Consider the following 22,620-nt stretch of genomic DNA (forward strand, 5'->3'; position numbering starts at 1 on the left):
CCGTCCAGGCGACGGACTGCACGGAGGCGGTCACGGCGTCGGGGAGTGCGGTGGGGAGCATCGTCATCGCTCGGTCCTCTCGTCGATGGGGTCGAGCGTACGGTCGACCACCGTCAGGAGCCGCGCGAGGGCCGCGGAGGCCGGGGCGTCCACGCGCGCACTGGCCGCGCGCACCCGCAGACTCACGGCCTGCGGGGTGACGGCGAGCCGTTCCGCGGCGTCCTTCGGCTGCGCCCGGCGGCGAGGAGGTCGACGATCTCCCATCCCGCGTCGGACCGGGAGTCGCGCAGGTGCAGCAGCGGGTCGATCAGCGCCTGCGCGTCGGCGGGAGAGGGGATGGCCGTCGACGTCATCGGGGTCCGTCGAAGCGGCTCGGCCGGGTCTTCGCCGCCTCGACCGCCCGACGCGCCGCGAAGTGCGCTGAGCCGGTGGCCGCACGAGTGGTCCGGGGAGGGGGCGCTCCACGGACCTCGATGCCCAGCCCGATGCTCCAGTGACCGGTGCGGTGCAGCGCCAGGACGAGGGCGACGACGACCTCGGCGCGGTCGAGGACGAACTGGAACTCGTCTCCCGCGGTCCGCTCGGGCGGAAGGACGAACCCGCTCGCATGCTCCTGCAGCAGCCGGGCGATGGCGTCGTCGACGCGGTCGCGATCGCGTCTGCTGTCGCGCTGATCCGCGGTGATGACGAACACGAGGGCCTCCCAGGACAAGTATCCAGGCTTGATCTCACAACATCAAGCCCGAGCGCTTGACCCCTGCCCGGAGGTCGGGCGCGCGAGCGATACCCTGGACGCGTGATCGATCAGTCTGTCCACGGCTCCTCCGCGCACCCCCTGCTGGACGCGGCCTTCGAGACCGTGTGGGACGAGATCGTCTGGCGCGGGTCCGTCCACGTCTCGACCGATCGCGACCTGCTCCGGGACCTCCTCGCCGGCGACCCGATCACCTACTACTGCGGATTCGACCCGACCGCGCCGAGCCTGCACCTGGGCAACCTCGTCCAGCTCATCCTGGATGCGCCGGCTCCAGCTGGCCGGCCATCGGCCGCTCGGTCTCGTCGGGGCTCGACGGGGCCTCATCGGCGACCCGCGGCCCACCGCCGAGCGGACGCTGAACTCGCGCGAGACCGTGACGGAGTGGGTCCAGCGCCTCCAGGGCCAGGTCCGGAGGTTCCTCTCCACGGAGGGGGAGAACGCGCTGCGCCTGGTGAACAACCTCGACTGGACGGCGCCCCTCTCGGCGATCGACTTCCTCCGGGAGATCGGCAAGCACTTCCGAGTGGGCACCATGCTCAAGAAGGACGCCGTGAGCGCGCGGCCGAACTCGGACGCCGGCATCAGCTACACGGAGTTCAGCTACCAGATCCTCCAGGGACTGGACTTCCTCGAGCTCTACCGCCAGTACGACCGCGTGCTCCAGACCGGGGGCAGCGACCAGTGGGGCAACCTCACGAGCGGGACCGACCTCATCCACCGCACGGAGGGCGTCTCGGTCCACGCGATCGGCACGCCCCTGGTGATGAACTCCGACGGCACCAAGTTCGGCAAGAGCGAGGGCAACGCCGTCTGGCTGGACCCGGAGCTCACCAGCCCGTACGCCTTCTACCAGTTCTGGCTCAACGTCGACGACGACGACGTCGTCGATCGACTGAAGGTCTTCACCTTCCTGCCCCGGGTCGAGATCGAGCGTCTCGCGGAGGCGACCGCTGCGGCGCCCTTCAAGCGCGAAGCGCAGCGCGCCCTCGCGTGGGAGGTCACGTCGCTGGTCCACGGAGAGACCGTGACGCGCCAGGTGATGGACGCCGCCTCCGCCCTCTTCGGGCGCGGAACGCTCGAGGGCATCGATCCCTCGATCCTCCGCGGTGCCCTCGAGTCGGTGCGGACCATCGGAGCCGAGCGCTCGATGCCCGTGATCCAGGCGATCGTCGACACCGGTCTCGCGGGGAGCCTGGGGGAGGCGCGTCGGGGGATCGCGCAGGGCGGGATCTCGGTGAACAACGTCGTCGTCGCGGACGACGCCGCGGTTCTCGGCGACCTCCCGCTGATCGACGGCATCGCCGTGCTGCGCCGAGGCAAGAAGAGCTGTGCCGGCGCGTTCGTCGCCGAGAGCAGCTGACGAACGCGACACGCCCGGGTTCCGAGCGACTTGCGGGCCCCCGAAACATCGACGCAATGTAAACCCCTCGTCACCCCAAAGGAGCGGCGAGCGAGAGTCGGACGCAGAGCGTCGAGACCCGGTCGTCGACCTCAAGCGGGGACCATCCCCTCGCTCCACGGACTGCCGGAGATTCGTCTCTTGAAGGCCTCGGATCGCGAGCGTAAGATGTAAAGCCTCCGCAGGACCTCCGTCCCGGCTTCACTGCGACACCGTCATCGGCAACGATCACGACGAGCGGATGGAGGTGTCGGAAGGCGATCGCGAGATCGTCTCGTTCGTGTGAACGAACTCCGCCGCTGACATCACGAAGACGCCGATTTGACACGGCGAGCGGACGTGCTAAGTTAGTCAAGTTGCCACGGGGGCGTCTTCGGAACTGCGGTTCTGATAAGCATAACCGGTTCTGGCAGCCATAATCAAATCGAGAGCCTCCGGGCCTCGATCGCAACATCTTCGATCACTCTCGTTGTGAAGCACCTTTTGTGGTGTGGAGGCGGGGTGTGTCCGATTCTTGAGAACTCAACAGCGTGCACTATGTTCAATGCCAATTTTATACCCCGGCCGGGTTTTTGATCTGGTTGGGATTCCTTTGGAAATTGATGTCAGTAATGATGTCTTATTTGCTAGAGGTCAAACTTGACTTCCTTCTCTTCGGGGTTTGGTTGTCGTAAATTTTTTTACGGAGAGTTTGATCCTGGCTCAGGACGAACGCTGGCGGCGTGCTTAACACATGCAAGTCGAACGATGAAGCCCAGCTTGCTGGGTGGATTAGTGGCGAACGGGTGAGTAACACGTGAGTAACCTGCCCTTGACTCTGGGATAAGCGCTGGAAACGGCGTCTAATACCGGATACGACCTGCTCCCGGCATCGGGTGCGGGTGGAAAGTTTTTCGGTCAAGGATGGACTCGCGGCCTATCAGCTTGTTGGTGAGGTAATGGCTCACCAAGGCGACGACGGGTAGCCGGCCTGAGAGGGTGACCGGCCACACTGGGACTGAGACACGGCCCAGACTCCTACGGGAGGCAGCAGTGGGGAATATTGCACAATGGGCGAAAGCCTGATGCAGCAACGCCGCGTGGGGGATGACGGCCTTCGGGTTGTAAACCTCTTTTAGTAGGGAAGAAGGACTTCGGTTTGACGGTACCTGCAGAAAAAGCACCGGCTAACTACGTGCCAGCAGCCGCGGTAATACGTAGGGTGCAAGCGTTGTCCGGAATTATTGGGCGTAAAGAGCTCGTAGGCGGTTTGTCGCGTTCGCTGTGAAAACCCGAGGCTCAACCTCGGGCCTGCAGTGGGTACGGGCAGACTAGAGTGCGGTAGGGGAGAATGGAATTCCTGGTGTAGCGGTGGAATGCGCAGATATCAGGAGGAACACCGATGGCGAAGGCAGTTCTCTGGGCCGTTACTGACGCTGAGGAGCGAAAGCGTGGGGAGCGAACAGGATTAGATACCCTGGTAGTCCACGCCGTAAACGTTGGGAACTAGATGTGGGGACCTTTCCACGGTCTCCGTGTCGCAGCTAACGCATTAAGTTCCCCGCCTGGGGAGTACGGCCGCAAGGCTAAAACTCAAAGGAATTGACGGGGGCCCGCACAAGCGGCGGAGCATGCGGATTAATTCGATGCAACGCGAAGAACCTTACCAAGGCTTGACATATACCGGAAACTTCCAGAAATGGTTGCCCCGCAAGGTCGGTATACAGGTGGTGCATGGTTGTCGTCAGCTCGTGTCGTGAGATGTTGGGTTAAGTCCCGCAACGAGCGCAACCCTCGTTCTATGTTGCCAGCACGTCATGGTGGGAACTCATAGGAGACTGCCGGGGTCAACTCGGAGGAAGGTGGGGATGACGTCAAATCATCATGCCCCTTATGTCTTGGGCTTCACGCATGCTACAATGGCCGGTACAAAGGGCTGCGATACCGTAAGGTGGAGCGAATCCCAAAAGCCGGTCTCAGTTCGGATTGAGGTCTGCAACTCGACCTCATGAAGTCGGAGTCGCTAGTAATCGCAGATCAGCAACGCTGCGGTGAATACGTTCCCGGGCCTTGTACACACCGCCCGTCAAGTCATGAAAGTCGGTAACACCCGAAGCCGGTGGCCTAACCCCTTGTGGGAGGGAGCCGTCGAAGGTGGGATCGGTGATTAGGACTAAGTCGTAACAAGGTAGCCGTACCGGAAGGTGCGGCTGGATCACCTCCTTTCTAAGGAGCATCTGGACACCGCGTTCCTTGTGAGCGTTGTGTGTTCCAGGCGCCAGATCGAAGCGAATGTCTTCGCTGGTAGCTCATGGGTGGAACATTGAACTGGGTGCAGGTCGAGTTCGTCTCGTGTCAGTACAGCCTTCGGGTTGGGAACGCACGGTACGGGTGAGAGCTGCACACGCACGCTGTTGGGTCCTGAGGGACCGGGCCGGCTGCCTTCGGGTGGTTCGGGTCGACCTTCTGGATCCTTTCTCCATGCCTGGGTGTGTGGGGGAGGGTACCGCCCGTATTTTGAGAACTACACAGTGGACGCGAGCATCTTTAGATTCAACACTTTCGGGTGTTGGGTCGATGGAGGCGCAGGGATGCTTTCGGGTGTTCCTGCAAATCATTGAAATCTGCAATCTTCGAATTGTAGTTCTTAACTCATGTGATTTTCAAGTTTTAAGAGCAAACGGTGGATGCCTTGGCATCTGGAGCCGAAGAAGGACGTCGTAATCTGCGATAAGCCTCGGGGAGCTGATAAACGAGCTGTGATCCGAGGATCTCCGAATGGGGAAACCCCGCCAGGCCCCTTGTGGTGACCTGGTGACTCCCGCCTGAATATATAGGGCGGGTAGAGGGAACGTGGGGAAGTGAAACATCTCAGTACCCACAGGAAGAGAAAACAACAGTGATTCCGTTAGTAGTGGCGAGCGAACGCGGAAGAGGCTAAACCGAGCCATGTGTGATACCCGGCAGGGGTTGCATGGTCGGGGTTGTGGGACTTTTCGTCGTGTCTCTGCCGAGCACGGAACGTTACAGCGCATCATAGACGAACAGGTTTGAATGCCTGGCCAGAGCGGGTGCGAGCCCCGTAGTCGAAATGGTGTTATGGCGTGAAGAGTATCCCAAGTAGCACGGGGCCCGAGAAATCCCGTGTGAATCTGTCAGGACCACCTGATAAGCCTAAATACTCCCAGATGACCGATAGCGGACAAGTACCGTGAGGGAAAGGTGAAAAGTACCCCGGGAGGGAGTGAAATAGTACCTGAAACCGTTTGCTTACAAACCGTCGGAGCCTCCTTGTTGGGGTGACGGCGTGCCTTTTGAAGAATGAGCCTGCGAGTTAGTGCTCTGTGGCGAGGGTTAACCCGTGTGGGGCAGCCGTAGCGAAAGCGAGTCCGAATAGGGCGATTTTAGTCGCAGGGTCTAGACCCGAAGCGAAGTGATCTATCCATGGCCAGGTTGAAGCGACGGTAAGACGTCGTGGAGGACCGAACCCACTTCAGTTGAAAATGGAGGGGATGAGCTGTGGATAGGGGTGAAAGGCCAATCAAACTTCGTGATAGCTGGTTCTCTCCGAAATGCATTTAGGTGCAGCGTTGCGTGTTTCTTGCCGGAGGTAGAGCTACTGGATGGCCGATGGGGCCCAAAAGCTTACTGACGTCAGCCAAACTCCGAATGCCGGTAAGTGAGAGCGCAGCAGTGAGACTGTGGGGGATAAGCTTCATAGTCGAGAGGGAAACAACCCAGACCACCAACTAAGGTCCCTAAGCGCGTGCTAAGTGGGAAAGGATGTGGAGTTGCACAGACAACCAGGAGGTTGGCTTAGAAGCAGCCACCCTTGAAAGAGTGCGTAACCAGCTCACTGGTCAAGTGATTCCGCGCCGACAATGTAACGGGGCTCAAGCACGCCACCGAAGTTGTGGCATTGACATTTTGTGGTAGGCCTTCGTGGTCCAGCCGTGTTGATGGGTAGGAGGAGCGTCGTGTGGCGAGTGAAGCGGCGGTGTGAACCAGCCGTGGACGCCACACGAGTGAGAATGCAGGCATGAGTAGCGAAAGACGGGTGAGAAACCCGTCCTCCGGAAGACCAAGGGTTCCAGGGTCAAGCTAATCTTCCCTGGGTAAGTCGGGACCTAAGGCGAGGCCGACAGGCGTAGTCGATGGACAACGGGTTGATATTCCCGTACCGGCGAAGAACCGCCCAAGACAATCCAGTAGTGCTAAGTATCTGAATCCCTCTGATGGATCCCTTCGGGGTGAAGCGTTGGGCCTAGCGTACGACCCCGTGCTGGTGCGTTTAGCGTATTAACAGGTGTGACGCAGGAAGGTAGCCGAGCCGGGCGATGGTTGTCCCGGTCTAAGGATGTAGGGCGAACGATAGGCAAATCCGTCGTTCACTAAGCCTGAGATCTGATGGGTAGACGCAAGTCGAAATCGGTGATCCTATGCTGCCAAGAAAAGCATCGACGCGAGGTTCTAGCTGCCCGTACCCCAAACCGACTCAGGTGGTCAGGTAGAGAATACCAAGGAGATCGAGAGAATCGTGGTTAAGGAACTCGGCAAAATGCCCCCGTAACTTCGGGAGAAGGGGGCCTGAGGCGTGAACGGACTTGCTCCGGGAGCGTTCGATGGCCGCAGAGACCAGTGGGAAGCGACTGTTTACTAAAAACACAGGTCCGTGCTAAGTCGCAAGACGATGTATACGGACTGACGCCTGCCCGGTGCTGGAAGGTTAAGAGGAACGGTTAGCCGCAAGGCGAAGCTGAGAATTTAAGCCCCAGTAAACGGCGGTGGTAACTATAACCATCCTAAGGTAGCGAAATTCCTTGTCGGGTAAGTTCCGACCTGCACGAATGGCGTAACGACTTCCCAGCTGTCTCAACCGCGAACTCGGCGAAATTGCATTACGAGTAAAGATGCTCGTTACGCGCAGCAGGACGGAAAGACCCCGTGACCTTTACTATAGTTTGGTATTGGTGTTCGGTGTGGCTTGTGTAGGATAGGTGGGAGACTGTGAAGCGGGCACGCTAGTGTTCGTGGAGTCATTGTTGAAATACCACTCTGGTCACTCTGGATATCTAACTTCGAACCCTAATCGGGTTCAGGGACAGTGCCTGATGGGTAGTCTTAATCTGGGGGCGGTTGCCTCCTAAAAGTAACGGAGGCGCCCAAAGGTTCCCTCAACCTGGTTGGCAATCAGGTGGCGAGTGTAAGTGCACAAGGGAGCTTGACTGTGAGACTGACAAGTCGAGCAGGGACGAAAGTCGGGACTAGTGATCCGGCAGTGGCTTGTGGAAGCGCTGTCGCTCAACGGATAAAAGGTACCTCGGGGATAACAGGCTGATCTTGCCCAAGAGTCCATATCGACGGCATGGTTTGGCACCTCGATGTCGGCTCGTCGCATCCTGGGGCTGGAGTAGGTCCCAAGGGTTGGGCTGTTCGCCCATTAAAGCGGTACGCGAGCTGGGTTTAGAACGTCGTGAGACAGTTCGGTCCCTATCCGCTGCGCGCGTAGGAAATTTGAGAAGATCTATCCCTAGTACGAGAGGACCGGGATGGACGAACCTCTGGTGTGTCAGTTGTTCCGCCAGGAGCACCGCTGATTAGCTACGTTCGGAACGGATAACCGCTGAAAGCATCTAAGCGGGAAGCCGGCTTCGAGATGAGATTTCCATCCCTTCGGGGGAGAGGCTCCCAGCCAGATTACTGGGTTGATAGGCCGGATGTGGAAGACAGGACTAAAGACTGTCGGAGCTGACCGGTACTAATAAGCCGATAACTTGACAATCACTACACTCATACCGTTGTAAAGGCTGGTAGGAGTGGTCAGAAGATTGCTCGCGTCCACTTTGTGGTTCCCAGAAGACGGGCACCGCACCACCCTGTGAGGGTGGTGCGACATAATTGAATACACGCAAGACGTGTAACCCCAAGATTTGACCCCCACCGGCACTAGCTGGCGGGTGTGTCGCAAGGGTTACGGCGGCTATAGCGAGAGGGAAACGCCCGGTCACATTCCGAACCCGGAAGCTAAGACTCTCAGCGCCGATGGTACTGCAGGGGGACCCTGTGGGAGAGTAGGACACCGCCGGACGCCATCACGATGGCCACCCAGACACCGGGTGGCCATCGCTGTTCTTCCCGCCGATCCGTCGGCCTCCGAGAAGACGCAGCGTGCTCGATGACGAGTGCGCGGGACGCTCGGAGTCGCCGGTTCTAGGGTGGAGGACATGACGGGAAGACCCGATGCAGGACGACGATCACAGCGGCGCCCTCTGGACGGTCTCGTCGACCGACTCGAGCTCATCGAGGATCAGGCCCTCGCCACGAGGGCGGCGTCTTACGGCGAACTGCAGGAGCGACTCGGATGTGGCTCGAGGGCGCGGACGAGCGGCGATGAGCGACTCCGCTTCCGAGGACGCACCCGGGGACAGCCGGCCTCGACGCGGCGCTGGCCGATCGTGGGATCGCGCGCTCGCGCACTCACGCGTCGAGGCTGGTCGCCGACGCGCTCGTCGGTGTCGACGGAGTGCCGGCGCTCAAGCCTCTCTTCGGGTACGACCGGATCAGGACATCACGGTGGCGGGGCTCGATCACTACGTGAGTCGGGCAGCGCACAAGCTCCTGGGGGCTCTCGACAGCTTCCCGACGGTGCGCGTCCGGGGTGCTCACGCTCTCGATGTCGGAGCATCGACCGGCGGCTTCTCGCAGGTGCTGCTCGAACGAGGAGCAGCATCCGTCATCGCTCTGGATGTGGGGCATGCGCAGCTCGCGCCGCGCTCTTCCGTTCGGACGAAAGGGTCCACGTCGTCGAGGGGTTCCAGCGCTCGCGACATGACGGCGGCGTCCCTCGCGGCTGCCGCACGGACGGCGGTGGTCCCCGACCTGGTCGTGTCGGACGTTTCGTTCATCTCGCTGACGATGGTGCTGCCGGCGGTGGCCGCGTCCGTGGATCCGCTGGCCGACTTCGTCGTGCTTGTGAAGCCGCAGTTCGAGGTCGGCCGGACGGGTGTGAAGGAGGCATCGTGCGGGATCCGGAGCTGCGGCGCGAAGCGCTCTCGGACGTGCTCTGGGCCGCCTGGGACCTGGGTCTCGGCGTCGTCGGCCTGGTGTCCTCCCCATTACCCGGAAGCGCTGGGAATCATGAGTATCTCGCGCACCTCCACCGCGACCGCGGAACGATTCCGACAGAATGGAGGGACGCGGTCACCGCGCTCACCATCGGGTGATGCGGGCGGTCGGCCGACGTCGACCTACCTGGAGGACACCCTCTCGATGCAGTCCCCTCCGCAGGAGCGCAACATCCTCGTCGTCGCCCACACGGGCCGGAAGGACTCCCTCGAAGCGGCGATCCTCGTGATCCACCGTCTGCGCGGCTCCGGTGCCCGGCCGGTGCTCTGCGGAGACGACAAGGGAGACATCGTCGCCGCGTCCCCGTCGCTGTCGGACGTCGCCGTCCTCGGCTCCGATGTCGCCCTGTCCGATGTCGAGCTCGTCTTCGTCCTCGGCGGGGACGGCACCATCCTCCGCGCCGCCGAGATCGCGCGCACCGGGACGGCTCCGCTGCTCGGCGTGAACCTCGGTCACGTGGGCTTCCTCGCCGAGAGCGAGCGCGACGACCTCGACGACGCGGTCGCGCGCGCGCTCGACGGCGACTACGGGGTGGAGGAGCGGATGACGCTCCGGGTCCGCGTGAAGATCGACGAGCGCGTCGTCTACGAGACGTGGGCGCTCAACGAGGCCACCGTCGAGAAGGGCAGCCGCGAGCGGATGCTCGAGGTCATGGTGGGCGTCGACGGGCGACCGCTCTCGAGCTTCGGCTGCGACGGCATCGTCGTCTCCACTCCGACCGGTTCGACCGCCTACGCGTTCTCCGGCGGCGGCCCCGTCGTGTGGCCGACCCTCGAGGCGATGCTCCTGGTGCCGCTCAGCGCCCACGCCCTGTTCGCGCGTCCGCTCGTGGTGGGGCCGGAGCCGAGCCTCGCCGTCGAGGTGAAGGAGCGCACCGACGGAGTCGGCGTGCTGTGGGCCGACGGCCGCAGGACCTACGAGCTGCCGCCGGGAGCGCGCGTCGTGTTCCGGCGCTCGCCCCTCCCGGTGCGACTCGCGCGGCTCCACGACGCCCCCTTCACCGACCGCCTGGTGCACAAGTTCGGTCTCCCCATCCGCGGATGGCGGGGGTCGACGGAGACGGAGTGATCACCACGATGCTCGAAGAGCTGCAGATCCGCGACCTCGGCGTCATCGCCGAGGCGACCCTCCCGCTCGGTCCCGGTTTCACCGCCGTGACCGGTGAGACCGGAGCGGGCAAGACGATGGTCGTGACCGCACTCGGGCTGGTGCTCGGTGCGCGCTCCGACGCGTCCGCCGTCCGTTCGGGGAGCAAGCAGGCCTGGGTGTCCGGGCGCTGGGTCGTCCAGGAGGACGGCGCTGTGGCTGATCGGGTCCGGGACGCCGGCGGGGACCTCGACGGTCCCGAGCTGCTCCTCGCGCGCTCGGTGTCGGCGGAGGGGCGCGGTCGCGCGGTCGTGGGCGGCCGCGGTGCGCCCGTCAGCGTGCTCTCGGAGCTGGCCGACCAGCTCGTCGTGGTGCACGGGCAGTCCGATCAGATCCGCCTCCGCTCGGCGGCCGCGCAGCGGGACGCGCTCGACCGGTTCGGTGGGGCGGAGCTCGCCGAGGCGCTCCGCGACTACGGCAGCGCGTTCGAGCGCTGGCGGGCGCAACGGGAAGAGCTGGACGAGCTGACCACGGCACGCGAGGCGCGCGCTCGCGAGGCCGAGCGCCTCCGCACCGCCCTCGCCGAGATCGAGGTCGTCGCTCCGCAGCGCGGAGAGGACGTCGAGCTCGCGGCCCAGTCCGAGCGGCTCGGGAGCATCGAGCAGCTGCGACTGGCGGCGGGCGAGGCGCGCGAGTCGATCCCGTCCGAGGAGCTCGACGGCCGGGACGCGCTGGGGCTGCTCGATCTCGCCCGCCGCGTGCTCGAGCGCGCGGCCGAGCACGACGCCGCCCTCCAGCCGACGGTGCAGACGCTGAGCGAGGCGTCCGTCCTGCTCGTCGACGTCGCCGGCAGCCTCTCGTCCTACCTCGCGGAGCTCGACCTCGACGGGGCGCACGACCTCGAGCTGATCGAGAACCGGCGCGCCGAGCTGTCGCGGCTCGCGCGCACCTACGGGCCGACGCTCGACGACGTGCTCGATCTCGTCGACTCCTCCGGACTGCGGCTGCTCGAGCTCGACGGCGATGACGAGCGGATCGCGGCACTCGAAGCGGACACCGCGGCCGACGCCGACCTGGTCGACCGGCTGGCGACGCGGCTCACCGAGCTGCGCACCGCCGCGGCGGAGGAGCTGGGCGAGCGGGTCAGCGACGAGCTGACCGCCCTCGCGATGGGCGACGCCCGGCTGCACGTCCGGGTCAGCACGGCGGGGGAGGCGACCGCGCACGGTCGTGACTCCGTCGAGATGCTCCTGGCGCCGCACGTCGGGGCGACTCCCCGTCCGCTGGCCAAGGGCGCGTCCGGAGGCGAGCTCTCGCGGGTCATGCTGGCGATCGAGGTCGTCGTCGCGGCCAACGACCCTGTGCCCACCTTCGTCTTCGACGAGGTCGACGCGGGAGTGGGAGGCGCCGCGGCGATCGAGATCGGCCGGCGACTCGCTCGGCTGGCCGAGACCTCGCAGGTGATCGTGGTGACCCACCTCGCGCAGGTGGCCGCCTTCGCGAACAACCACCTGCGGGTCGAGAAGGGCTCGGACGGCTCCGTCACCTCGAGCGCGGTCACGCAGCTGGACCCGGAGGCGCGCGTGTCGGAGATGGCGCGCCTGCTGTCCCGGTCTGACCGACTCGGAGAACGCCCTGGCCCACGCGCGCGAGCTGCTCGAGACCGGTCGTCGGAGCTGATCCGGCCCGACCGGAGTGGTCGGCGGCAACTGCTGTTAGGGTGGAAGCCCGTGGTGGACATTTCGAACTCGGGCTCTTCAGACTCCTCTAACGACTCCTCGACGGCCGGGCACTCCGCCCTCGAAGATCACGAAGCACATCTTCGTCACGGGTGGGGTCGTCTCCTCCTGGGCAAGGGCCTCACGGCCGCGAGCCTGGGCAACCTGCTGACCGCGCGCGGGCTCCGGGTCGTGATGCAGAAGCTCGACCCGTACCTCAACGTCGATCCGGGCACGATGAACCCGTTCCAGCACGGCGAGGTCTTCGTGACGGACGACGGCGCGGAGACCGACCTCGACATCGGTCACTACGAGCGCTTCCTCGACATCAACCTCAACCAGGCCGCGAACGTCACGACCGGCCAGATCTACTCGCGCGTGATCGCCCGGGAGCGAGCGGGAGTACCTCGGCGACACGGTGCAGGTCATCCCGCACATCACCGACGAGATCAAGCGCCGCATGCGCCTGCAGGCCGAGGACGACCCGCAGCCCGACGTGATCATCACCGAGATCGGCGGAACGGTCGGCGACATCGAGAGCCAGCCGTTCATCGAGTCGGCACGCCAGGTGCGCCACGAGCTCGGTCGGCGGAACGTCTTCTTCGTGCACGTCTCGCTGGTGCCGTTCATGGGCGCCTCGGAGAGCAGAAGACCAAGCCCACGCAGCACTCCGTCGCCGCGCTGCGCTCCATCGGCATCCAGCCGGACGCGCTCGTGCTGCGCAGCGACCGCCCGGTCTCGGAGTCGAACAAGCGCAAGATCGCGCTGATGTGCGACGTCGACGAGCAGGCCGTCGTGAACGCCAAGGACGTCGCGTCGATCTACGAGATCCCGGAGATGCTCAACGAGCAGGGCCTGGACTCCTACATCATCGACCAGCTCGGCCTCGAGGCCGGCGAGGTCGTCTGGGACGGCTGGTCCAAGCTCCTCGAGGCGGTCCACGAGCCCAAGCACGAGGTCACGATCGGCCTGGTGGGCAAGTACATCGACCTGCCCGACGCCTACCTCTCGGTGACCGAGGCCCTGCGCGCGGGCGGTTTCGCCCAGCAGGCGAAGGTCGCGATCCGCTGGATCGCCTCGGACGGACTCGAGGACCCGGAGGCGGCGTCCAAGGCGCTGTCCGAGCTCGACGGCATCTGCGTGCCCGGCGGTTTCGGCATCCGCGGTATCGAGGGCAAGCTCGGCGCGCTCCGCTTCGCCCGCGAGAACGGGATCCCGACGCTGGGACTGTGCCTCGGCCTGCAGTGCATGGTGATCGAGTACGCGCGCAACGAGGCGGGGCTCGAGGGGGCGTCCTCCTCGGAGTTCGACCCCGGCACCGAGTTCCCCGTCATCGCCACGATGGCCGAGCAGGTCGAGATCCTGGCCGCCGGCGACATGGGCGGGACGATGCGCCTCGGCCTCTACACCGCCGAGCTCGCCGAGGGCTCGATCGTGGCCGAGGTCTACGGCGCGCCCGAGGCCGCCGAGCGCCACCGCCACCGCTACGAGGTCAATAACGCGTACCGGGACCGCATCGCCGAGGCCGGGCTGTGGTTCTCGGGCACCTCGCCGGACGGCCGGCTGGTGGAGTACGTCGAGCTGCCGCGCGGGAAGCACCCCTTCTACGTCGGCACGCAGGCGCACCCCGAGCTGCGTTCGCGCCCGAACAACGCGCACCCGCTCTTCCGCGGGCTCGTGACGGCCGCGCTCGAGCGCCAGGAGGCCTCGCGCCTGTTCCCCGCGTCGGAGGCGGGCGACGATGCGTGACTCCGGCCTCTCGGACGAGCTCGTCGAGCCCGAGATCCTGACGAGCGAGAGCGTCTTCGACGGCATGGTCTGGGGCGTCCGCGCCGAGACCTTCCGCTACGGCGACGGCGAGCTGCGCCGCGAGTTCCTCGATCACACGGGCGCCGTCGCGGTGCTCGCTCTGGACGACCAGGACCGCGTCGCGCTGATCAAGCAGTACCGCCACCCGGTCCGCACCCGCGAGTGGGAGATCCCGGCGGGTCTCCTCGACATCGAGGGCGAGGACGCGCTCGATGCCGCTCAGCGCGAGCTCGCCGAGGAGACCGACCTGCAGGCCGGCCGGTGGGATCTGCTGTCGGAGTTCGCGACCTCGCCCGGTGGCAGCGACGAGGTCATCCGCATCTACCTCGCCCGCGACCTCTCGAGCACCGGCTCGGCCTTCGACCGGGAAGCGGAGGAGGCCGACATGGAGCTGCGCTGGGTCGCGCTCGACGACCTCGTCGAGGCGGTCCTCGCGCGGCGCGTGCAGAACCCGTCGCTCACGATCGCCGCACTCGCCGCGCACACCTTCCGCTCGCGCGGCTGGGCGGGCCTCGGCGACGCGTCGTCGCCGTGGACGCGCCACCCGCGGGTCCGCCACCCCCGGGGTGACCCCCCGGGCGAGCGTCGAGGCGTTCCTCCGGCAGGCGAGTGTCGAGCGGGGACTCTCGGCGCACACGATCGCGGCCTACCGTCGTGATCTGGAGCTCTACCTCGGCCGTCTCGAGGAGCTCGGGATCCAGGACCTCGCGGCTCTGCGGCGCTCGGACGTGGGGGACTTCGCCGCCTGGCTCGCCGCACGTCCCGGGCGCCCCCTGGCGGCGTCGTCCCGCGCGCGGATCCTGTCGAGCGTGCGGGGACTGCACCGCTTCGCCCTCGAGGAGGGCCCCCGGTCGAGGACGACGTGGCGCACGACGTCGTCCCACCGAAGCTCCCGATGACGCTGCCCAAGGCGATCACGGTCGAGCAGATGGGTGCCCTGCTCGAGGCGTCCCGCGGCGAGGAGCTCGCGCAGATGCGCGACCGCGCTCTGCTCGAGCTGCTCTACGCGACCGGCGCCCGCATCTCCGAGGCGGTCGACCTCACCGTCGACGACGTGCTCGACGCGGAGGTCGTGCGGCTGACGGGCAAGGGATCGAAGCGGCGGATGGTCCCGCTCGGGCGGTACGCGAGGAGGCGGTCGACGACTACCTGGTGCGCGCTCGGCCGGAGCTGTCGCGGCGCGGACGCGCGACTCCTGCGCTGTTCCTGGGGGTGCGGGGCGGCCGGCGTGTCCCGGCAGAGCGCCTGGCTCGTCATCCGCGCGGTCGCCGAGAAGGCGGGGCTCGACCAGGAGATCTCACCGCACACCTTCCGCCACTCCTTCGCCACGCACCTGCTCGCCGGAGGAGCGGACGTGCGCGTCGTGCAGGAGCTACTCGGACACGCCTCCGTCGCCACGACGCAGATCTACACGCTGGTGACGGCGGACACGCTGCGCGACGTGTACACGACGGCGCACCCTCGGGCGCGGCGCTGAGGGGGAGCGCGGTCGACCCCGCTTCGAGGCAGGAGGTCCCGAGACGCCCCTGCGGGGCTGCTCGACCAGCGGCAACGGGCCGGGGTGGTGGAGACCGCTCGGACGGGGCACGGGCGGCGGGGCGCGGCGCCGGGGGCGGAGGGGGTCGGTAGACTCGACGCAGGCCGCGCGGGAGCGCACGCCCCAGGAAGCGAGGACGACGCAGGTGACACGCCAGACGGACGACAGGACCGAGCTCACCGGTCTCGAAGCCCCGACGCTCGGCCCGACCGGCCGTCCCCTCCGCGACTTCGACCTCCCCGTCGAGCTGACGGGCCACGGTCCGGCCCGCATCATCTCGCTCTGCAACCAGAAGGGCGGCGTCGGCAAGACGACGACCACCATCAATCTGGGCGCGACCCTCGCCGAGTACGGCCGCCGCGTGCTGGCCATCGACTTCGATCCGCAGGGCGCGCTGTCCGCCGGTCTCGGTGTCGCGACGTACGACGCGGTCACCATCTACGACCTGCTCCTGGGCACCGTGAAGGACCCCGCCGAGGCGATCCGCTCGACCCGGGTGCCCGGGCTCGACGTGATCCCGGCCAACATCGACCTGTCCGCCGCCGAGGTGCACCTCGTCAACGAGGTCGCGCGCGAGCAGATCCTCGCCCGCGCAAGCTCCGCAAGGTGAGCGCCGACTACGACGTGATCCTGGATCGACTGCCAGCCGTCGCTGGGCCTGCTCACCGTGAACGCGCTGACCGCGAGCCACGGCGTGCTCATCCCGCTCGAGTGCGAGTTCTTCGCGCTGCGCGGCGTGGCGCTGCTGATCGAGACGATCGACAAGGTCCGCGACCGGCTGAACCCCGCGATCGAGCTCGACGGCATCCTGCCGACCATGTACGACTCGCGCACGCTGCACTCGCGCGAGGTGCTCGACCGCGTCGTCGACGCGTTCGGCGACAGCGTCCTCGAGACGGTGATCGGCCGCACCGTGAAGTTCCCCGACGCGAGCGTCTCGGGGGTGCCCATCACGCAGTTCGCGCCGGAGCACAAGGCCGCGGCGGCGTACCGCCAGCTCGCCAGGGAGCTGATCTCGCGTGGCGCGGTCGCCTGGAGGCCGTTCTCACTCCGGAGTCGGCCGCCGGGTCGTCAGGCGGCTTCCGGGTCGCGCTCACGAACTTCGAGGGCCCGTTCGACCTCCTCCTGAGCCTGATCGCGAAGCAGCAGGTCGACATCACCGAGATCGCGCTCAGCGCCGTCACGGACGAGTTCCTGTCGTACCTGCACGGCATCGACACGCTCGAGGGGCTCGACCGCGCGTCGGAGTTCCTGGTCGTCGCCGCGACGCTCCTCGACCTCAAGATCGCCGGCCTCCTCCCGCAGGGCGAGCTCGTCGACGCCGAGGACGCCGCTCTGCTGGAGGCCCGGGACCCTGCTGTTCGCGCGACTCCTGCAGTACCGCGCGTTCAAGCAGGTGTCGAGCTGGTTCGCGGAGCGGATCGGGATCGAGACGTCTCGGCACGTGCGCGACGTGCCCTCGAGGAGGAGTTCCGCGCGAAGAAGCCGGAGCTGGTCTGGACGCTCTCGGCCGAGGACTTCGCCGCGCTGGCGGCGTTCGCGCTCGCGCCGAAGGAGATCCCGACCGTCGGTCTCGACCACCTGCACGCGCCGCTCATCAGCATCCGCGAGCAGGCGGCGTACGTCGTGGGCGTGCTGCGCGCGCGGACGACGGCGACGTTCCGCGAGCTGATCGCCACCGCCGACGAGAAGGGCGTGATCGTGGCGCGCTTCATCGCCGTGCTCGAGCTGTACCGCCACGCCGCGATCACGTTCGAGCAGCCGGAGCCGCTGGGCGAGCTCACGCTGCAGTGGGTCGCCGAGTCGTGGTCGGATGCGAACCTCGCCCACCTGGGGGCCGACTATGACGGCTGAGACCGAGGAGGCGGCCCCCGGCACGGTCGCCTTCGAGATCGACCGCGCGATCGAGGCGATCCTGATGGTCGCGGACGAGCCGCAGTCGCTCGTGTCCCTCGCCACCGCGCTCTCGCGGCCGGTCGCGATCGTGCGCCGGTCGATCGAGCGCCTCGTCGCCGATTTCGACGGTGCCGATGGGGAGAGTGCGCCGCGGCTTCGAGCTGCGCGAGGTCGGCTCGGGCTGGCGGATCTACGTCCGCCGCGAGTACGACCCGGTCGTGTCGGACTTCGTGCTGACGCAGAACCCCACCAAGCTCTCGCAGGCGGCGCTGGAGACACTCGCCGTCATCGCTTACAAGCAGCCGATCTCGCGCGGACAGGTCGCGCAGATCCGCGCCGTCAACGTCGACTCGGTCGCCCGCACACTCCTGGGCCGCGGTCTGATCGCGGAGGTCGGCAACGACCCCGAGACCGGCGCGATCCTCTACGGCACGACGGAGCAGCTGCTCGTGCACCTCGGCCTCGCCTCGCTCGACGAGCTGCCGAAGATCTCACCACTTCTGAGCGACGGACGGGACGGATTCGATGAGCACGCCTGACAGCGGGCCCGAGGGCGAACGACTGCAGAAGGTCCTCGCCGCGGCGGGAGTGGCCTCCCGACGGGTGGTCGAGGAGATGATCGTCGCCCGGCGGATCCGGGTGAACGGGGAGGTGGCCGACGAGCTCGGGCGCCGGATCGATCCGGCGACGGACGCGATCGAGGTCGACGGAGTGGCGGTCCAGCTGGACACCACCCGCCGGTACGTGATGCTGAACAAGCCGGTCGGGGTCGTCAGCTCCCTCGCCGACGAGAACGGCCGTGCCGATCTCAGCACCTACACCCAGAACTTCGAGGAGCGGCTGTTCAACGTGGGCCGCCTCGACGCCGAGACGTCGGGACTGCTCGTGCTGACCAACGACGGAGAGCTCGCTCACGTGCTCGCGCACCCGTCGTTCGGCGTGACCAAGACCTACATCGCGAAGGTGCAGGGGCACGTGCTGCCCCAGACCATCGCCGCGCTGACCGCCGGTGTCGAGCTCGACGACGGACCGGTCTCGGCCGACAAGGCGCGACTGCTCGGCCGACCGGAGGGCAAGGCGAACGCTCTCTCGTCGAGATCACCCTCCACTCCGGACGCAACCGCGTGGTGCGGCGCATGCTCGCCGCCGTCGGCCACCCGGTGCGTCGAGCTCGTGCGGCGCCAGTTCGGGCCGCTCCACCTCGGAGCGCTCCGGTCGGGCGACCTGCGCGACCTCACCCGCGACGAGCTCGGCGCTCTGCTGACCATCTCGCGCCAGGGTCACGAGAAGGTGGCCGCGGAGAAGCCGGAGCCGACGCGGAAGGCGAGCGCGGGAGCGCGGCGTCCGCGTCCGCGAGTCGAGGAGCAGGGCCGGTCGGAGGAGCGCTCGCGGTCCGAGGAGCGGCCGCGGTGGCAGGATCGCCGGGAGGACGGCGCGCCCGCGCGGGAGCGGCGTGACAGCGCGGAGCGGCGATCCTCCGAGGAGCGTCGTCCTGCTCCCGAGCGGCGCGACTCCGGTGAGCGGCGTCCGTCGGCGGCGCGCGCGACCTCCGGCGAGCGTCGTCCTGCTCCCGAGCGTCGTGACTCGGGGAGCGGCGTCCGGCTCCGGAGCGTCGTGACTCGGGGGAGCGTCGTCCTGCTCCCGAGCGTCGTGACTCGGGGGAGCGTCGTCCTGCTCCCGATCGTCGTGATTCGGGTGAGCGGCGTTCTTCGGACGACCGACGCGATTCCACCGACCGGCGTCCTCCTGCCGACCGGCGCGACTCCAGTGAGCGTCGGTCCGCCGACGACCGGCGCTCCTCCCCGGCTGCGGATCGGCGCCCTGCAGCCGGACGCCGCAGCGGCCCGGACAAGCTGCGACGACCGGATCGGTAGGCTGTCGGGGTGAACGAGCTCCTGCACCCCGCCCCGCCCGCGATGCGGACGACCGGCACGGTGCGGGTGGTCGGCTCCGGCTCCTGGGCGCGAGCATCGGCCTCGGCCTCGCCTCGCGCGGGGTCGACGTCGTCCTCGACGACGCGTCCCCGGCCAGCCTCTCGCTCGCCATCGACTACGGGGCCGGCCGGGCCGCCTCCGCTGACGACCGCCCGGCGCTCGTCGTCGTCTGCGTGCCGCCCGACGTGGTCTCGAGCGTCATCGAGCGCGAACTCGCCGCCCACCCCGACGCCGTCGTGACCGATGTCGCGAGCGTCAAGACGCAGCCCCTGCGGGAGCTCCGCGAGCGCGGCATCGACCTCGCGCGCTACATCGGCTCGCACCCCATGGCCGGCCGCGAGCGGGGCGGGCCCGTGGCCGCCCGAGGCGACCTGTTCGTCGGGCGTCCCTGGGTGATCTGCCGCGACGGGGAGACGACCGCCGACGCCCTCGCCCTCGTCGAGGCGCTGGCGCTGGATCTCGGCGCGGCGATCGTCGAGATGGACCCGGAGGAGCACGACCTCGCCGTCGGCCTCGTCTCGCACGTCCCGCAGGTGGTCTCCTCGCTCCTCGGAGCGCGGCTGCTCGAGGCGCCGCACGCGTCGCTCCGACTCGCCGGCCAGGGCGTCCGCGACGTCACGCGGCTGGCCGCCTCGGCGCCGGAGCTCTGGGTGCAGATCCTCGCGGCGAACAGCGCCAACGTGGTCGAGGTCCTCGACGCGCTGCGCGAGGATCTGGCCGACTTCACGGACGCCCTGCGCGGACTCGACGCCGCCGGGGCGCGCCGCGTCCTGGCCGAGCACTTCGCCGCGGGCAACGCGGGCGTCGCCCGCCTGCCCGGCAAGCACGGCCAGGACCAGCGCTTCGCGACCCTGATCGTGCTGATCGACGACGTCCCCGGAACGCTGGGCCGACTCCTGGTCGAGATCGGCGAGGCCGGGGTCAACATGGAGGACGTGCGCCTCGAGCACGCGGAGGGGCGCCGCGTGGCCTCGCCGAGATCTCGGTGGTGCCCGAGGCGGTCGGCCCGCTGACAGAAGAACTGACCGCACGCGGCTGGAGGATCGCCGGATGAGCACCGAGCAGAACAGGCAGGAGGGCGGCCTGAACAGGATGACGCCCGCCCGCCGTGCCCAGCAGAGCATGCCGGAGGACGGCGGAGCCTCTCGTCGACGGACCGCGGCACCCGGACGGACGAGTCCGCCGACTTCGGTGACGCGATCGTCGTGGCCGTCGACGGGCCCGCGGGCAGCGGCAAGTCGAGCGTCTCGCGCGAGGCGGCCCGCCGCCTCGACTTCGAGTTCCTCGACACCGGCGCCGCCTACCGCGCCCTCGCCTGGCACGGGATCGACGTGGGCCTCGACTTCGAGGACGAGAACGCGATCGTCGACGCCCTCGACGGCTTCGACTACTCCATCGGCACCGACCCCGAGTCGTACTCGGTCTGGGTCGGACGCACCGAGGTGACGGCCGCCATCCGCGAGCCCCGCGTCACGGGTCGCGTCTCGGCCGTGGCGAAGGTCCCGGAGGTGCGCCGGCGCGTCACCCTGCTCTTCCGCCGCATCATCGGCGAGACCCGCAAGGCGGGCATCATCGTCGAGGGACGCGACATCACGACGGTCGTCGCACCGACCGCGGAGGTCCGGATCCTGCTCACGGCGAGCGAAGAGGCTAGAATGGCCAGGCGTTCGCGCGAGGTCACCACGGAATCCGCGGAAGCGACGGGTCAGGCACTGCGGTCGAGGGATCGTGCCGACTCCCAGGTCGTCGACTTCATGAACGCCGCAGAAGGAGTCACTCTTCTCGACTCCACTCATCTCGACTTCGAGCAGACCGTCGACGCGGTCATCGCCGAGGTCAATACCTCGAGAGCAAGGGCCGGTCATGGCACAGGACACGCACGTCGGTGACGACGAGCTGAACTTCGGAGACGACGACCTCGTCGAGCGCCTCGGCGATCTCGACGAGCAGCTCGTCTCCTCACGCGCGAACGCGCCCGCAGCGGACTCGAGGACTACGACCTCGACGACGAGGACCTCACCCTCCTGGAGTACTCAGGCGGCGACTCCGACGAGGTGCGCTACCTGCCGGCACTGCCGGTGGTCGCGATCGTCGGCCGTCCGAACGTCGGCAAGTCGGCGCTCGTGAACCGCATCCTCGGCCGCCGCGAGGCCGTCGTCGAGGACACCCCGGGCGTCACGCGCGACCGCGTCTCGTACAAGGCCGAGTGGATCGACCGCTCCTTCACGATCGTCGACACCGGCGGCTGGGAGCCCGACGCCCGCGGCATCGACGCCTCCGTCGCCGCTCAGGCCGAGATCGCGATCGACCTCGCCGACGCCGTGATCTTCGTGGTCGACGCGAACGTCGGGGCCACCGCGACCGACGAGCACGTCGTGAAGCTGCTCCGCAAGACGAAGAAGCCGGTGTTCCTCGCGGCCAACAAGGTCGACGACGCGCGCCAGGAGCCCAACGCCGCCTCGCTGTGGTCGCTCGGGCTCGGCGAGCCCTACCCGGTCTCGGCCGTCCACGGCCGCGGAGTCGCCGATCTGCTCGACACGGTCCTGAAGACCCTGCCCCTCGAGTCGGCCGTCGCCAAGCGCGAGGTCGGCGGGCCGCGCCGCGTCGCGATCCTCGGCCGCCCGAACGTCGGCAAGTCGAGCCTGCTCAACAAGGCCGCGGGGGAGGAGCGGGTCGTCGTCAACGAGCTGGCCGGCACCACCCGCGACCCGGTCGACGAGCAGGTCGAGATCGCCGGCAAGGTGTGGCGCTTCGTCGACACCGCCGGCATCCGCCGCCGCGTGCACCTGCAGCAGGGCGCCGACTTCTACGCGTCGCTCCGCACCTCGACCGCGCTCGAGAAGGCCGAGGTCGCGGTCGTCGTGATCGACGTCTCGGAGCCGATCTCGGAGCAGGACGTCCGCATCATCGACCTCGTCCTCGAGTCGGGTCGCGCACTGGTCCTCGCCTTCAACAAGTGGGACCTCCTGGACGACGAGCGCCGCCGCTACCTCGAGCGCGAGATCGAGACGGATCTCGCCCACGTCGCGTGGGCGCCCCGCGTCAACATCTCGGCCCGGACCGGCCGCCACCTCGAGAAGCTCGTCCCCGCCCTCGAGCTCGCACTCGAGTCGTGGGACACGCGCATCCCGACGGGCAAGTTCAACGCGTTCCTCGCCGAGCTCACCGCGGCGCACCCGCACCCGCTGCGCGGCGGCAAGCAGCCCCGCGTGCTGTTCGGCACGCAGGCGTCCTCGCGCCCGCCGACATTCGTGCTGTTCACCACCGGCTTCCTCGACCCCGGCTACCGGCGCTACATCCAGCGCCGCCTGCGTGAGATCTACGGCTTCCAGGGGTCGCCGGTCAACGTCAACATGCGCGTCCGCGAGAAGCGGGCCCGG

Annotated in this window: 8 protein-coding genes, 3 rRNA genes and 9 pseudogenes; 18 read left to right on the top strand and 2 right to left on the bottom strand. The window is 67.3% G+C overall.

Translation table 11 applies throughout. From position 1 onward, the window contains the following. Window positions 1–182 precede the first annotated feature (182 nt). Both AC0CII_RS02850 and AC0CII_RS02855 read right to left on the bottom strand, forming a co-directional pair. Window positions 183–353, bottom strand: a complete 171-nt coding sequence (locus AC0CII_RS02850; RefSeq protein WP_465228635.1) for a hypothetical protein — start codon at window positions 351–353, stop codon at window positions 183–185. Continuing rightward, window positions 350–712 (bottom strand): hypothetical protein, encoded by a 363-nt coding sequence (locus tag AC0CII_RS02855; protein WP_465228636.1) that lies wholly within the window; start codon window positions 710–712, stop codon window positions 350–352. The genes AC0CII_RS02850 and AC0CII_RS02855 overlap by 4 nt, the downstream gene beginning before the upstream one ends. 87 nt (window positions 713–799) lie before the next feature. Between AC0CII_RS02855 and tyrS the strand changes: the two are divergent. The 18 genes and pseudogenes from tyrS to der form a co-directional block, all read left to right on the top strand. Then, a pseudogene (tyrS, locus tag AC0CII_RS02860) lies at window positions 800–2,117 on the top strand (tyrosine--tRNA ligase). A 718-nt stretch (window positions 2,118–2,835) separates the two neighbouring features. Next, window positions 2,836–4,361: ribosomal RNA gene (locus tag AC0CII_RS02865) — 16S ribosomal RNA — on the top strand. Between the two features lie 434 nt (window positions 4,362–4,795). Then, window positions 4,796–7,918 (top strand): 23S ribosomal RNA (locus AC0CII_RS02870). 189 nt (window positions 7,919–8,107) lie between these two features. Next, window positions 8,108–8,223 (top strand): 5S ribosomal RNA (rrf, locus tag AC0CII_RS02875). Together the 16S, 23S and 5S rRNA genes form the textbook arrangement of a ribosomal RNA operon. A gap of 302 nt (window positions 8,224–8,525) precedes the next feature. Further along, window positions 8,526–9,089, top strand: a pseudogene (locus AC0CII_RS02880) (SAM-dependent methyltransferase); the annotation flags it as partial. Window positions 9,090–9,404: 315 nt separating this feature from the next. Then, a complete protein-coding gene (locus AC0CII_RS02885; protein WP_465229018.1) occupies window positions 9,405–10,328 on the top strand; it encodes an NAD kinase in 924 nt (307 codons plus the stop codon). Between the two features lie 8 nt (window positions 10,329–10,336). Next, window positions 10,337–11,899 (top strand): annotated as a pseudogene (recN, locus tag AC0CII_RS02890) (DNA repair protein RecN); the annotation flags it as partial. A gap of 253 nt (window positions 11,900–12,152) precedes the next feature. Continuing rightward, window positions 12,153–13,813 (top strand): annotated as a pseudogene (locus AC0CII_RS02895) (CTP synthase). Beyond that, complete coding sequence (locus AC0CII_RS02900; RefSeq protein WP_465228637.1) at window positions 13,806–14,531, top strand: NUDIX domain-containing protein; 726 nt, start codon at window positions 13,806–13,808, stop codon at window positions 14,529–14,531. The pseudogene AC0CII_RS02895 and the gene AC0CII_RS02900 overlap by 8 nt, the downstream one beginning before the upstream one ends. Beyond that, window positions 14,440–14,772 carry a site-specific integrase gene (locus AC0CII_RS02905; RefSeq protein WP_465228638.1) on the top strand — a complete coding sequence of 111 codons (333 nt, stop codon included), beginning with the start codon at window positions 14,440–14,442 and terminating at the stop codon, window positions 14,770–14,772. The genes AC0CII_RS02900 and AC0CII_RS02905 overlap by 92 nt, the downstream gene beginning before the upstream one ends. Continuing rightward, on the top strand, window positions 14,736–15,350 hold the full coding sequence (locus AC0CII_RS02910; protein WP_465228639.1) for a tyrosine-type recombinase/integrase: 615 nt from the start codon (window positions 14,736–14,738) through the stop codon (window positions 15,348–15,350). Before AC0CII_RS02905 ends, AC0CII_RS02910 begins: the two co-directional genes overlap by 37 nt. A gap of 205 nt (window positions 15,351–15,555) precedes the next feature. Continuing rightward, window positions 15,556–16,539 (top strand): annotated as a pseudogene (locus AC0CII_RS02915) (ParA family protein). Window positions 16,540–16,544: 5 nt separating this feature from the next. Continuing rightward, window positions 16,545–17,264 carry a segregation and condensation protein A gene (locus AC0CII_RS02920; protein ID WP_465229019.1) on the top strand — a complete coding sequence of 240 codons (720 nt, stop codon included), beginning with the start codon at window positions 16,545–16,547 and terminating at the stop codon, window positions 17,262–17,264. Further along, a pseudogene (gene scpB / locus AC0CII_RS02925) lies at window positions 17,254–17,845 on the top strand (SMC-Scp complex subunit ScpB). Before AC0CII_RS02920 ends, scpB begins: the two are co-directional and overlap by 11 nt. Further along, window positions 17,832–18,584: pseudogene (locus AC0CII_RS02930) on the top strand (pseudouridine synthase); the annotation flags it as partial. The pseudogenes scpB and AC0CII_RS02930, both read left to right, overlap by 14 nt. Window positions 18,585–19,222: 638 nt before the next feature. Continuing rightward, a pseudogene (locus AC0CII_RS02935) lies at window positions 19,223–20,294 on the top strand (prephenate dehydrogenase). 145 nt (window positions 20,295–20,439) lie between these two features. Continuing rightward, complete coding sequence (gene cmk, locus AC0CII_RS02940; RefSeq protein WP_465229020.1) at window positions 20,440–21,129, top strand: (d)CMP kinase; 690 nt, start codon at window positions 20,440–20,442, stop codon at window positions 21,127–21,129. Beyond that, window positions 21,104–22,620: pseudogene (gene der, locus AC0CII_RS02945) on the top strand (ribosome biogenesis GTPase Der); the annotation flags it as partial. The gene cmk and the pseudogene der, both read left to right, overlap by 26 nt.

The sequence above is a fragment of the Rathayibacter sp. AC182 genome, from assembly GCF_979253875.1.

What these genes read in the sequence shown, in the direction of transcription:
- AC0CII_RS02850 (WP_465228635.1), bottom strand. Translation starts at nt 353, where the DNA reads ATGACGTCGACGGCCATCCCCTCTCCCGCCGACGCGCAGGCGCTGATC.
- AC0CII_RS02885 (WP_465229018.1), top strand. Translation starts at nt 9,405, where the DNA reads ATGCAGTCCCCTCCGCAGGAGCGCAACATCCTCGTCGTCGCCCACACG.
- AC0CII_RS02900 (WP_465228637.1), top strand. Translation starts at nt 13,806, where the DNA reads ATGCGTGACTCCGGCCTCTCGGACGAGCTCGTCGAGCCCGAGATCCTG.